The sequence below is a fragment of the Bryocella sp. genome (assembly GCF_058498515.1).
Genome location: NZ_JBMHYI010000070.1, coordinates 40,711 through 53,697, shown reverse-complemented (window position 1 = coordinate 53,697; position 12,987 = coordinate 40,711). Strand labels below are relative to the sequence as shown.

Here is a 12,987-nt window from a genome sequence, read left to right as displayed (position 1 = left end):
CGCGCCGACCGGGGCGCTGCATCTTGGAGGGGGTCATACGACATGGTCTACGAGGCTGATCCTCAGAGAACCCGGGCTCGGAGCGGGCAACCGCGTACCGATGCGAGGTTCGGCAAGAGCTAGAAGGCGCAACCGCAAACCTGTCCGGGCTTCTTCCGTCGATACTACCATCGACTTTCCGGTCTGCTCACGAAGACGCCAAGGGTAGGGCTGGAAACTATCATTTCACGACCCAATCAACGTACATCATGTATACCGCCCCTTAGGCTTCAGTTCCTTACCCCCGGGCGTGCTCCCGGAAGTAACTCCGTACCTCCCACGTCTGAGGCCCGACGATCAGCACGTACGAGAGCAACGTCCCCTCTACCGCCCCGATGACCCCGTTGCGCTGCACCAACAGAATGGACAGCACGAGATTGGCCACCGCCGCGACGACGCTGACCGCCGCCTGCACTCGGTTGCGCTGTACAGCGCCCAGCAGGCACGATTGCACACCCGCCACTCCTGAAACGACCGCCCACACCGCCATCAGCAGCAGAAGGCTCTCAGAAGGAACGGCCTGTGGGCCCGCCCACTGGCGGATGATCCATCGGCCCGCGATCACTAGCACGATCAGCGGAGCAACCGTCAGGGCTGTGCTTACCCGCAGCGTGCGGCGATAGTTGCGGCGAATCCAGTCGAATTCTCCGCGCGCGTTTGCCTCCGCGTACGCCGCCCACAGGGAGGGAAAGACAAATGCCGGCGCCAGCTGCGCGTACATCACCACCCGCATCGCAACGCTGTAAGGCGTCACCTGCGCGGCGCCCAGGTAGTGGCTGACGATCACATTGTCAGTGGAGAAGACCACGACGCCCGCCAGCCGGATGAGAAAGTACGGCAGCCCACTTGCCAGCAGGCCGCGCGCAATTTCCGGGCTGAGGTGATGCATCCGCGGCCGCAGCCAGGGCTTCGCAATGACCAGCGTCCATGCCAGCGTCAGCACACCACAGGCGGTGAGGACCCCATTCGAGGCCAGGAAGATCACCGGCATCGAGGCCCTCGCATGTACCCCGATCAACAGCCCCACCAGCGACAGCAGCGCCCCCAGCGAAGTTGCGAGGTTCGCCACATGCGTCTGCTGATAGCCAGACAGAATCTTGAGCCCCACCGTGCACATGGGGGTCAGCAACACCAGCGCACAGCCCACCGCGACGGTACGGGAGACCTCCGTCGGCAACCCTGCGCCATGCACGTTCAGCAGCCGCGCCCAGTCAATATGAGGCCAAACCACCAGACCCACCGCAAACAGTAGCAACGCAAAGCAGGCAGCGATCGCCACGGCGTTGGTCGTATAGCGCCCTGCCGCCGCGCGGTCATCATGCGCGTGCGCCGCGGAGATCATGTTGGTGATGGTGTCGGTGAGGCCGAACTCGAAGACCGCCAGCCACGCCGAGGTCGACAGAATCGTCACCCACACGCCGTAGCGCTCCGCGCCGAAGTAGCGCACGCACAACGGGAGGCTCACAAAACCCACCAGCGTGGTGAGCACCCGAGCCACCGCCGCCGAGGCCGTGCCCTTCAGCACAGCGCTGCCCCTGGAGCTCCCACTCAGGCTGCGCAGGCGTTCCCGGATGGAGACTGTTTCTGTCGCACCCACGGCAACGCTCCCTTGGACCTTGACGTCATTATCCCGTCCGCGCGTGGCCCGCGCAAACTTGCCTAGCACCGAACCATCTGCGACACTTCGATCGTGCCTTCCCCATTCCAGCCTGCTGAAATCACGCAGTCGCCTGGATCGAGGGAAATGCTGAGCCGAAAGCCACACCCGGCGGGAGCCGCCGTACGCCGCTGGCTGCAGGATCTACAGATCTTGCTCGCCCTCCGTGCTCCAACGCTCCTGGCCGCTTGGCTCGCACGCCGCAAGCCGGTTCTTGCACCCTCTCCCGTCCGCAGCATTCTGGTGGTACGACTCGACGGCATCGGCGATGCCGTCCTCACCCTGCCTTTGCTCGAGTCCCTGCGCCGATGCCTGCCCGAGGCCCGCATCACCGTCCTCACGCGAGAGGAACAGGCCGGCGTCTTCCTCATGTCTCCCGTTGTCGATGAAGTACTCGCCCTGCCGCCCGTCGAACGCCGCGCGCGACTGCAGCTCGTAGCCGCTGCGCGCACTGCCTTGCGCTTTGCCCGAACGCACCTCAAAGGCCGCCACTTCGATGCAGCCCTCAGCCCGCGCTGGGACGTCGATGTCAGCATGGCCACACTGCTCACCGTGCTCAGCGGCGCACCCATCCGCATCGGGTATGAGGACGCTACTTCGTCCGATCGCCTGCGCTTCAATCGTGGCTTCCACCACGCCTTCACTCAGGTACTGCCAGCCGGGCCGCTGCTGCATGAGGCGCTGCGCTCTGCCGCACTCGCCCGGCCCCTGGGATGTACCGGCGAGCTCCCGCCCCTGCGACTCATCCCCGGAGTCGATGCTCCACCAGCCCTCACCCATCTGCTGACCGAATTCCCCGGCCTACCCGTCGTCGCGATCGCCCTTCCTGCGGCAGAGCCGAAGCGCCGCTGGCCCGCGCAATCCTTCCTCGCGACGATCCAGGCGATACGCCGCACGAGGCCCGTGTCAATCGTGATCTTCTCCGACGCGGCCACCCGCTCCACGGCAGAGACGATCTGCCGCGCCGTCCCCGACGCTCTGCACCTGGAGCGACTCAGCCTGCCCGAGGTCGCCGCTGCCCTTGCCCTCTGCAAGGTCTTCCTTGGAGGAGACACGGGCCTGGGTCACATCGCATCGGCAGTGGGCTGCGCGATGGTCACGCTCTCCCCGCACCCCAAAGATGGCGATCCAGCGCACTCCAACAGTCCCGACCGGTTCCGGCCATTCACGGACCGCGCGGTGCTGCTTCGTCCCGCTCACGGCCGCCGCGGTTGCGAGGAGGGCTGCGATGCCGCCGAGCCCCACTGCATCCTGGATATCACTCCCGAGCAGGCGGCCTCGGCTGTACTCGAATTTCTGGAACCTTAGTCTCTCGGCCGCTGCGGCCAATAGAACCGATGGATCCGGGCCAGTTCGACCGCAGCCGTCAGGAAGTCGTTCGACTTGACCTTCGATCCGTCGACGTCGCGCCACGACGCTAGCGGATACTCCACCAGGCTGTGCTCCAGCCCCCGCGGGCCCTGCGGGTCCCGCACCATCATCCGGTACAGAATCTCCACATCGAAGATCCAGCGCGAAAGGAACGGCCGCTCCAGCACCGAGCGAAGCTCCGGCGTCACGCGGAAGAGCTTGGCCCCGCACTGGCTGTCGTAGATGGGAAGGTCCAGCAGGTTGGAGACCGCCGTCGCGAAGATCCGTCCCAGGTAGTGCCGCAGGGCCTTGCGCCGGATGTCCCGGCCCAGCAGCCGGACGCGCGCGCCCATCACCAGCGTGATCTGTGGCCCGCGATCGAATTCCTTCGCCATGGGAAGCACCGCGTCCAGCGGCGTCGCGAGGTCCGCGTCCCAGTAGCCCACGATCTCCGCTCCCGGAAGATCCAGGGCGTACAACATGCCATGACGCACCGCGGCTGCCTTACCACCGTTCTGGGGCATCGAGATCACATACACCGCGTCCGGAAACTCGGCAGCCAGCCTGCCCAGCACGTTGAGCGTATCGTCCGTGCTTCCATCGTCCACGAAGACCATGCGCACCGCGTGCTCGCGAAGAAACCCGGAGAACGCGGCCACATCCAGACGCTTCGCCTCGTTGTAGCAAGGAACGACTAAGACGATGCTCTTCGGCATGATGACTCGCTCTCGGGAACCCAGTTCTTGTCGCGATGATGTCCGGGGCTCGATGAGGCCCGTCTTCGATCACACGCGCCGCATCCGTAATACGATGGACCCTCGTCAGCATACTTGATGCGATTGGCCCAGACCAGTCGCACCGCGGGTCCCAGGTTCCCGCGCTATGCGAGCTCAGCGTCTCTTCATGCGCAACTGGTCGCGTAGCTTCGAGCGCAGCGTCGGAGGCAGGACCAACACACTCGCAATCATGGCCAGCGAGCGCACGTCCGGCTCGCCTTCGGAGAACATCAGCCGGATCAGGCTCAGCACTTCCCTTGCGCTGGCGCGCGCCTGCACTGCGCGGGTCACGCACTCCGTCGCGAGGAAACCCGCGAACGCTTTCCGCGTTAGCAGAGCCCTCCGCCCTTCGACCCACTCTAGGCTTGCCTCCCAGTCTGGCAACGCACTGATGCGGCCCGTGCCGTCAGGCATGTTGTAGATCGATGTCGGCTGCTCGACATAGACAAGACCCGCGCCTGGCACGGCCAACGCTCGAAGCGCCCAATCCCAGTCCTGATGCCGGCGCAACGCGGCATCGAAAGGCACGCGCTCCATCAATTCACGCGGCGTCAGCAACACGGAAGTCGCCAGCGCATTCTCTCCGTAACTCAGGCTTCTGCGGCAGAACATGTACTCGGAGATTGGCTCGCCCGGCTCAGGCCTCCGTCGACCCCACAAAGCCCCGCGCCCGTTCTGCCTCGCCCAGTAAGCTCCGCAAACTACCGGCAGGGCCACGCTACTGGCCTGCGCCGCAGCCAGCTGCAGCTCGAGCTTCTCCGGCAGCCATTCATCATCGTCATCAAGGAACGCAATCCACTTGCCTAGAGCCGCGCCGACTCCCGCATTGCGCGCCGCAGCCGCTCCCACCGGCATCGGCAGAGCGATCACGCGCAACCTGGAATCCTCGATGGTACTCAGGACCGCGGTTGTCGCAGGATCGTCGCCATCGACGACCACCAGCACTTCAAGCTCAGCAAAACTCTGGCCCAGCACGCTCGCGGCGGCCACGCGCACCGCGTCCGGCCGCCCGCGTGTGGGGATGACTACTGAGACGATGGGTGAGGACTCCACGTCCCCACTCTATCGCCGCATAGCTCATGGTGCGAGCCTGCGTCGACTAGAGCGCCCCATTCGCGCGCATCCCATCGACCACCCGAGCAGCAACCGCCGGCCAACCGCCCATCGCCGCATACGCCTCCAGCGCATTCGCTCGCTGCGACACAAGATCCTGCTGCAGCACATCGCGCATCGCAGTGAGCACTGCATCTTCGCTATCCGCGGGCACGATCAGCCCACCCAGCGGCGCCTGCACAGCTTCGGGGATGCCACAGACTTCGCTGCCGATCACCGGCACCCCAAGCTGCAGCGCCTCTGCGAGGATGTGCGGACTGGCATCGAACCGCGACGCCACCACCAGCACCCGCGCTCGGCGCAGCAGCGCTTCCACCTCCATCAACGCCAGACGCCGCGGCATCAGCGTGACGCCTGCAGCCTCCGGCAGCGCCATCCCTTCGGGATCGCCGGCAATGATCGTCTCGACCTCGGCGTCTTCCGCATGCAGCAGCGCTCCCGCGCGCGACACAAGATCCATCCCCTTGCGACGCCACTCATTGCCGATACTTACGAACACCTTGCTCGGCGCTGCTAGCGGCGAAGGTGCAGCCTCGAACATCGGTCCCCAGCCGATGCGCACGACACGCTGCGGCTCCAGCGAGTGCAGCGCCAATAGCTTCTGTCGCGCCCACTCCGACAGCGTGAAGACGCATCTGGCCTCGCGATAGACCCTGCGCTGGCGAGCGAAGTACTCCTTCGCCCACCGCAGCGGCTTCCACTCCACCGGATACGACGAATCGTCCGGATCGAACGGCCCGTCGGTAATGATCGAGTACGGTATCGACCGCGCGTTCGCCTCCGGAGCGTACATCGCGCCCCACTGCAGCACGTGCGTCACGCCCGGCTGCGCGGCAATCCTGGCTTCGCTGAGCCGTTGCGCCGCGCGCGCCACCACAGGCGAAAACTCCATGTCCGAACGCGTCTGCGCCAGGCTCGGCGAGAGCGACGTGAGAGCCCCCAGCAGCTTCGCCCCTCGCGACGGCACGATGCGTCCCAGCTGCACCGTACCTGGAACGAGAGCGGCCAAAGCCCGAAACAAAGGCTCAGCGCGATCGTTCTTCGAGATGCAAGCCAGCAACGTAGAACCTCGTGGGAAATGCGTTGGAACAGAAGCAGTCTTCTACAATCGAGTTGCCGACGGCGTGCAGCATGGCGCCGGCAAGGGCCACCCCGCCATGCAGACTGCCCCCACCGTTCTTGTCTACCACAACGAGTTGCTGCCCTTCAGTGCGACCTTCATCTGCACGCAGGCCGCGGCGCTCCAGCGCTATCGCCCTGCCTTCGCAGGCATCTTCCCCACCCGCCGTGATTCCCTGCCGCTGGACTTGAGCCATCCTCCAGTGCTGCTTACGCACGACCACTCGCTGGCCTCACGGCTGCGGCGTCGCGCATTCAAAGAATATGGCCTCGGCGGACGCCACTTTCTGCGCGAACTCGCCCGCCTCGAGCCCGCATTGATCCATGCGCACTTCGCACTCGACGCCACCATCGCCATGGAGATCGCCCGCGAACTCCAGATCCCTCTCCTCACCACGCTGCATGGCTACGATGTCACGATCCACGATGCGGAGCTCGCGAAGGATGCCGACGGCCGCATCTATCTTCGTCGCCGCAACGAGCTATACGAGCGCGCGGCGCACTTCTTCACCAGCTGCGACTACATCCAGCAGCGTGCCATCGAGCGCGGCTTCCCTGCGAGCAAGATGGAGACACTCTACTCCGGCCACGTGATGACCAAGTTCGACCGCTCTGCGGTCGAGCGCAACCCGAACCTCGTCGTCTACATCGGCCGGCTCGTGGAGAAAAAGGGGTGCGCTTACCTGCTGCGCGCTGCGGCACTCGCCTCGCAACGCTGCCCGCAGATTGAACTCGCCATCATCGGCCAGGGCCCGCTGCGCGAGGAACTGGAAGCGTTGGCGAAGGAGCTTGGCGTTCGCGCCAACTTCCTCGGCCCGTTGCTCACCCCCGAACCCGGCAACGATGTCCTCGACTGGCTTGGCCGCGCGAGGCTCTTCTGCATGCCTAGCGTGACGGCCAGCGACGGCAACACCGAAGGCCAACCCGCCGTCTTCGTCGAAGCCCACGGCATGGGAACGCCGGCAGTAAGCTTCGCCACCGCAGGCATCGGCGAGGCCGTGTTGCAGGGCGAAACCGGTCTGCTCGCGCCGGAGAAGGACATCCCTGCACTCGCGGATGCCCTGGTTGAGTTGCTAACGAACGACGCTCTATGGAAGCAATTCAGCACCCGCGCACGTACCTGGGCCGCCGAGCGTTTCGACATCCGCAAGCTCAATGTGCAGCTCGAGAACGCGTATCAACGAGTTCTCGATAGCCGTTGAGCCGCGATACCTCTAGCCGCGATTACGTACCAGAACCACCGAGCCATCGAAGTCGAAGGAGAAGTCCATCTCCTCCGCTCCGGCCTCGGTCATTGCCTGGCGAAGCCTGCGGCGGTCCTCTGTCTGGAAGAGCAGGAACCCTCCTCCGCCCGCACCCACCAGCTTGCCGCCCAGTGCGCCGCCCTTGGTTCGCCCAATCTCGTACAGCTCATCGATCGCGGCGGAGCTGATGCCCTTCGATCGCCCCCGCTTGCGCATCCAGTGTTCATGCATCAGCGGCCCATATTCGAAGATGCGCCCATCCTGCAGCAGGTCGCGAATGGCTATGCCTGTCTGCTTGGCAAAGTGCAGACTGTTCAGCATGTCCTTGCTCCCTTGCTCGGACTCGCGGCGCTGGTCCTCCAGCAGCGTGGAAGCGGCACGCGTGTTGCCGACAAAGAACAGCATCAGCGAGTCCCGCAGCTCATGCACCACGGACTGCGACGGGATGATGCGCGAGACCGTCACCGTGTTGTCCTGGTGATACTCCTGGCAGAGCAGGCCGCCGTATGCTGCGATGTACTGATCCTGCTTGCCCACCGGATCCCTGAGCCGCTCCATCTCGATCTCCACCGCGGAACGTGCCAGCAGCTCCGAGTCCGCGGCGCGGAAGTTATAGGCAAGGATCGCGTGCACCAGGCCGACAGCGAACGATCCAGACGATCCGAGGCCTGTGCCTCCGGGCACATCCGCCATACTCGTCATCTCGAACGGCCCTTCGACGGGATACATCCGCAGGGCCTCGCGAATGAGCCGGTGACGAATCTCATCCACGCTCAGCGCGTGCTCCACCTCGGAATACTTGAGCCAGTAGCCGGAGAAGAATGGCCGGTTCACCGCGATATAGATGTACTTGTTGATCGCTGCCGAAAGGACGAAGCCACCAAACTGCAAGTAGTAGGACGGCAGGTCTGTCCCCCCGCCTCCCAACGAAATGCGCAGCGGCGTGCGCGTAATAATCATTCCTCGTCCCTCTCAGCTGTGGCGTGCGATGAAGCCGATCCCTGCCGGCTCCGTAACAATGTCTCTGTGCTCTCGATGCCGGCGACCGACCCGATCTCGTAGAAACGTTCGGGAACCTCGAATCCCGCCAGCTCGCCCCTCCGCAACAATTCGGCCTGCAGCGCAGCAAGATCAAACGCTTCCTCCGTTAGACCAGCGAAAGCCTCTGCTCGAAATACGTTGACCCCATAGTCTATATACTCGAGCCGTTCATCCGCGGCGCGCTTGTCATAGCGCACGATCATCCCATCGCGATATTCGACGTTGCTGCAATCAAACTGGTTTCCGTTGTGGAAGACGGTCATCAGGCTCAGCTTGCCGGAGGCCACAAAAGCTCGGTCGATAGCGCGATAATCCGTCACGCAGTAACTGTCGCCATAGAGGAGCATGAAACGCTCGCCCAGCAGCGGCAGCGCGTGACGCACAGCACCACCGGTACCAAGCAGTACCAGCCCATCCTCCGCGTAACGGATGCGGCAGCCAAAGGCCGACCCATCTCCCGCAAACGCGCGGATAGGCTCGCTGAGATGGCCGCATAGCAGTACAACGTCCGTGAAGCCGCTCGCTACCAGCAGCCTCAGCTGATGGGCAAGGAACGGTTCGCCCGCGATCGGCAGCAGCGACTTCGGCAGCGCTGCCGTGAGAGTGCCAAGCCGCGTTGCCAACCCACCGCAGAGGATGGCAATCGGTGGCAGGGCTTCTTCACGCACGGATCCGCTCATCCCTCGCCAGTTCCTCGAGCGAACGCTTCAGCGCAGCGCGCGTGTTCAACTGGCACCGCCAGCCAGTCGAGCGAATGCGATCCGTGTTCAAACGAACCACCGGAACATCGCCCTTCCATCCACGGTCGCCTCCAGTGAACTCGAAGACGGGGGCCACCGGAAGCTCCATCACGTCGACCGCAAGCTCCGCAATCTCCGTGACGGTAATGTAGTCGCCCGTCGCAACGTTGAACGCCTGGAACGGCACGGTAGAGACGCGGTTCGCATGGAGCACCGCCGCCACAACATCGGAGACATGAATGTAGGACTTGCTCTGCCGTCCATCGCCGAGGATGCGCAGCCGCATCGGATCCAGCGCAAGGCGGCGGACGAAATCAAAGCCCACGCCATGCGTCTGCCGTGGTCCCACCACATTGCCGAAGCGGAACGCACACGCCGACAGCCCGAACATGAAGCAGTAGCTCGAAATCAGCGCCTCTCCTGCAAGCTTGCTGGCACCATAGGTCGACATCGGAATCAGCGGGCCATCGTCTTCCATCGCCTCATGCTGGCCCACATCTCCATACACTCCAGAGCCCGAGGCATACAACAGCCGTGGCACACCCGCGCGGCGCATCGCCTCGACCACGTTGTTGGTCAGCACCGTTCCCTGATAGAAGTCGATGTCCGGCTCCGTAGCCGCCCGCGCGATGTCTGGGTTCGAGGCCAGATGAATGACGACATCATGACCAGAAACTGCCTGTGTTAGGGCCGCAAGGTCCGAGACATCCCCGCGCACCACACGGAAGCGCGAATCGTTGCCATGATGCTCGAAGTGCCACTCGCGGCCGGAGCTGAAGTTGTCGTAGATGGTGACAAGTTCGGTACTCTCACTGCCCAGCAATGCATCCAGAAAGTGGCTTCCGATGAAGCCGGCCCCACCCACAATGACAAACCGTCGATCAAGCCTCTCGGCCACTGGCACACTCCACGTCGTTCTTGTACCCGGTTGACGCTACAGGCTATATCCCGCTGCCGCGGCATCACGATGGAACATCTCCACGGTCTCCAGCGAAAACTGCGTCAGATCCTTGCCCACAAAGCGCAGCTTGGCGAGAACGTCCGGCGTCGCCGTGATGATGTCTGTCCCGCAGGCATCGGCCTGGAAGACGTTCAGCAACTCCCGCGGACTCGCCCACAACGTCTCGGCCTTTGGCAGCTCGGCGAGCATCGCATGTGCCTCGCGCATGATGGGCATGGGGTCAACTCCGGTATCCGCGATGCGTCCGGCGAAGAGGGAGACGATCGCCGGCACCTGCGGACGCAACACCTTGCGCACGGCCTCCACCTGTTCCAGCGTAAGGATTGCGGTCACGTTCACCGCTATGCCCGCGTCGGCCAGGGTGCGCACCACAGGCATCGCGGACTCTCCGCGGACGTTTGTAATCGGGATCTTGACGTAGACGTTGGAACCCCAGGCGGCAATCTTCCTCGCCTGCGCTTCCATCTCAGCGAACTCGTCTGAGAACACCTCGAACGACACCGGCAGCTCTGGTACCAGATCGAGGACCCGCCGGCCAAAGGCCACGTAGTCTCCGATACCAGCCTTGCGCATCAGCGTGGGGTTCGTGGTGAATCCCTTGATTCGTACATCCGCACAGTACCGCTCGATGCTCGCAAGATCAGCGGCATCGGCAAACAGCTTTACTCGAAGTTGAGACAAACTCGCCATAGACAAGACAATGCGGATCGAATCGGTTGATGGTTTGATAGCAAGAGGTGCCGGGTAGCACCAAGTATACGTAGCGAGAAGGAAAACAGATGGCTTGTTCGGCTTCCACCTGCCCCTTTTTGATGCACAACGGCACGGCCAATGCGTATTGACTTGAGACTGGTACACCAGGTGCGAATCCGGTGTGAAAGACCTCAATAACTTCGACGAAGATTCAGTGTCGATCTGACGTCGTCGAGCAGCTTCATCACGGCGTACCCATCTTCTGCCGTCGCAATCGCAGGCCATGTCGCATCGCCGGCCGCTGGAAAGAGCAGCGCCTCCGTCTCGCGTTCGAAGACATCGAGCCCATCGTCGTTGATCTCCATCACTTCAGATGCCGCCTGACTGGGAGCGTCCCGCCAGCCCCAGCGCTTGCCAACCACGTACGTCTGAGGACCATAGCTGCGGTTCCGCCCAGCTACCGTCGCATAACCTTCCGTGCCGTTGATGCGCATATGGAACGTGCTGCGCCATGCGACCACCGATACCCGGATCTTCATGCAGAAGCTGCCTGCATCGAGAATGAGCGATACCTCTTCTTCGATGCCGGTTTTCCAGAAACCGCTCCATGCCGCGCCGCCAATCGGCTTCAGGCCACCCGGAGACAGCCGGAGACAGAGGTCCAGCAGGTGCACGCCTGGATCGATCAGGCATCCACCACCCGCACGCTCCGGATCCAGTTTCCAGGTCTTCTCCTGTCCCGGAGCACAACCGTGGCCAAGCTCGAACTCGATTGAGATGATCTCCCCGAGCCTGCCCGAGCGAACGTCCGCCACGGCCTTCTCGATGCCGCGGTAGAACCTGTAGTTGAAGCCAATCCGAAGCCGGTCGCCTCCCAGGCGCAGCAGCCGTTCGGCCTCGGCGAGATCACGCCCCATAGGCTTTTCCAGCAGCACGCGCAAGCCCGCAGCGAGGACCTGCTCCGCCACCGTCACCGCGATGTCGTGCGGCAGGGCAATCATCGTCCAGTCGGGCCGGGCTTCCAGCACGGCCTCGACAGAAGGGAGCGCCGTAGTCCCGTAGCGCTCCGCCGCAGCCTGGCAGATCGCGGAATCCGCATCGAACACGCCAACCAGTTCCACCTCGCGCCCCGCACGCCGCAGGGCGGCGACTGCATCCAGCCGCTCTCTCCCGATCAGGCCCGCTCCAATCACTGCAACTCGTATCACTCCACCCGCCTCAGCTTCCACAAGTTCTCGGCCAAGGGCTCTCCACCGTCGAGCAACTCCGGCCACCGGTCGCGAACATGCACGAAGCGGCCCGAGAAGCCGCAGCTCTCCGCTGCCAGGAAAGCGCGCGCAAAGGCCACGGGCTCTTCGATCCCAACGGTGGTCCGAATCTCCGCACCCGACGCACGAATACTCGCCAGCATGTCGGTCTCGACCGCTCCGGGAGCCAGGATCGCAGTGGCAAAATCCCCTGCGGATTTCAGATCTTCGTGAAGGTTTTCCACGATCCGCACCAGGGCCGCCTTCGAGGCCGCATAGACCGGAAACGCTGGATAGGCATAGGCCGCGCCACCGCCGCCGAAGAATAACAGGCGTCCGTAGCGGGTCGCCCGCTGAGATGGCAACAGCGCTTTGGCGATTGCCAGGTTGCCGAAGACATTCGCACGGAAGGTGCTCTCCCACTCCTCGATCGGAGTCGACTCAAGAGGTCCCTTCGGACCCAGCACACCCGCCGCGAACACCGCGGCGATACGCTGGAAGCTGCGATCCGTAATCCACTCAAAGACGGTCGCTTCTGCTTCCACAGGACGTTCGAGGTCGACGATCAGCGCGTCCGCCGTGCCTCCCGCGGAGCGAATCGCCTCCGCCGTATCTTCCGCTCGACCGGAGCGGCTGAGGCAAAGGACATGCGTCCGACGTCCCTGATCCATCGCTACCGCGCGGCCAATGCCCCGGCCGGCGCCAGTAACCACGACCAAATCAGGAGAACCGGAAGCTGCCAAACAAATCCCTCCTCAGGTGAAGGCTCGAACACTGTCTTTGCGACAGTAATGGAATAGCCGATGCCGAAGTGAGTGACAGAGAAAAGACTCTGACGATATTCGGCTGCCGGCTACTCCCAGGACATCTCCCTACGCTGCAACCAACATAGCGCGAACGAGACCCTTCGCAACAGCGGCTCTACTGGAAACACCCATTCTTCTTCGCCGCTATGTGCTTGATATCTGATACGTGCCATTGACCTGCCATCGCAGAAAAGGCTAAGC

General features: G+C 63.5%; 12 protein-coding genes. 2 read left to right on the top strand and 10 right to left on the bottom strand.

Annotation, left to right across the window (positions count from 1 at the left end):
* Positions 1–277: 277 nt before the first annotated feature.
* Positions 278–1,636 carry a lipopolysaccharide biosynthesis protein gene (locus AC5E6W_RS20450; RefSeq protein ID WP_491754191.1) on the bottom strand — a complete coding sequence of 453 codons (1,359 nt, stop codon included), beginning with the start codon at positions 1,634–1,636 and terminating at the stop codon, positions 278–280.
* A gap of 147 nt (positions 1,637–1,783) precedes the next feature.
* Between AC5E6W_RS20450 and AC5E6W_RS20445 the strand changes: the two genes are divergently transcribed.
* Positions 1,784–3,004: a glycosyltransferase family 9 protein gene (locus AC5E6W_RS20445; RefSeq protein WP_491754190.1), complete on the top strand. Its 1,221-nt coding sequence runs from the start codon at positions 1,784–1,786 to the stop codon at positions 3,002–3,004.
* Here AC5E6W_RS20445 and AC5E6W_RS20440 read toward each other — a convergent pair.
* The 3 genes from AC5E6W_RS20440 to AC5E6W_RS20430 all read right to left on the bottom strand — a co-directional run bounded on the left by AC5E6W_RS20440 (position 3,001) and on the right by AC5E6W_RS20430 (position 5,995).
* The gene (locus AC5E6W_RS20440) at positions 3,001–3,762 is read right to left on the bottom strand and encodes a glycosyltransferase (protein WP_491754189.1); all 762 of its coding nucleotides are present in this window, start codon (positions 3,760–3,762) and stop codon (positions 3,001–3,003) included. The two genes, AC5E6W_RS20445 and AC5E6W_RS20440, sit on opposite strands and share 4 nt — an antisense overlap.
* Positions 3,763–3,936: 174 nt before the next feature.
* Positions 3,937–4,875, bottom strand: a complete 939-nt coding sequence (locus AC5E6W_RS20435) for a glycosyltransferase family 2 protein (RefSeq protein ID WP_491754188.1) — start codon at positions 4,873–4,875, stop codon at positions 3,937–3,939.
* A gap of 46 nt (positions 4,876–4,921) precedes the next feature.
* On the bottom strand, positions 4,922–5,995 hold the full coding sequence (locus AC5E6W_RS20430) for a glycosyltransferase family 4 protein (protein WP_491754187.1): 1,074 nt from the start codon (positions 5,993–5,995) through the stop codon (positions 4,922–4,924).
* A gap of 64 nt (positions 5,996–6,059) precedes the next feature.
* On the opposite strand from AC5E6W_RS20430, the gene AC5E6W_RS20425 reads away from it, so the two are divergent.
* Positions 6,060–7,256 carry a glycosyltransferase gene (locus AC5E6W_RS20425; protein WP_491754186.1) on the top strand — a complete coding sequence of 399 codons (1,197 nt, stop codon included), beginning with the start codon at positions 6,060–6,062 and terminating at the stop codon, positions 7,254–7,256.
* A 12-nt stretch (positions 7,257–7,268) separates the two neighbouring features.
* Here the strand turns inward: AC5E6W_RS20425 and AC5E6W_RS20420 are convergent, their stop codons facing one another.
* From AC5E6W_RS20420 to AC5E6W_RS20395, 6 genes are all read right to left on the bottom strand, one after another.
* Positions 7,269–8,258 (bottom strand): GHMP family kinase ATP-binding protein, encoded by a 990-nt coding sequence (locus AC5E6W_RS20420; protein WP_491754185.1) that lies wholly within the window; start codon positions 8,256–8,258, stop codon positions 7,269–7,271.
* Positions 8,255–9,019, bottom strand: a complete 765-nt coding sequence (locus AC5E6W_RS20415) for a sugar phosphate nucleotidyltransferase (protein WP_491754184.1) — start codon at positions 9,017–9,019, stop codon at positions 8,255–8,257. Before AC5E6W_RS20415 ends, AC5E6W_RS20420 begins: the two co-directional genes overlap by 4 nt.
* Complete coding sequence (locus tag AC5E6W_RS20410; RefSeq protein ID WP_491754183.1) at positions 9,000–9,977, bottom strand: NAD-dependent epimerase/dehydratase family protein; 978 nt, start codon at positions 9,975–9,977, stop codon at positions 9,000–9,002. Before AC5E6W_RS20410 ends, AC5E6W_RS20415 begins: the two co-directional genes overlap by 20 nt.
* 36 nt (positions 9,978–10,013) lie before the next feature.
* Complete coding sequence (locus AC5E6W_RS20405; protein WP_491754182.1) at positions 10,014–10,721, bottom strand: transaldolase; 708 nt, start codon at positions 10,719–10,721, stop codon at positions 10,014–10,016.
* A gap of 203 nt (positions 10,722–10,924) precedes the next feature.
* Positions 10,925–11,941: a Gfo/Idh/MocA family protein gene (locus tag AC5E6W_RS20400; protein WP_491754181.1), complete on the bottom strand. Its 1,017-nt coding sequence runs from the start codon at positions 11,939–11,941 to the stop codon at positions 10,925–10,927.
* Positions 11,938–12,723: an SDR family NAD(P)-dependent oxidoreductase gene (locus AC5E6W_RS20395; RefSeq protein ID WP_491754180.1), complete on the bottom strand. Its 786-nt coding sequence runs from the start codon at positions 12,721–12,723 to the stop codon at positions 11,938–11,940. The genes AC5E6W_RS20400 and AC5E6W_RS20395 overlap by 4 nt, the downstream gene beginning before the upstream one ends.
* Between the last annotated feature and the right edge of the window lie 264 nt (positions 12,724–12,987).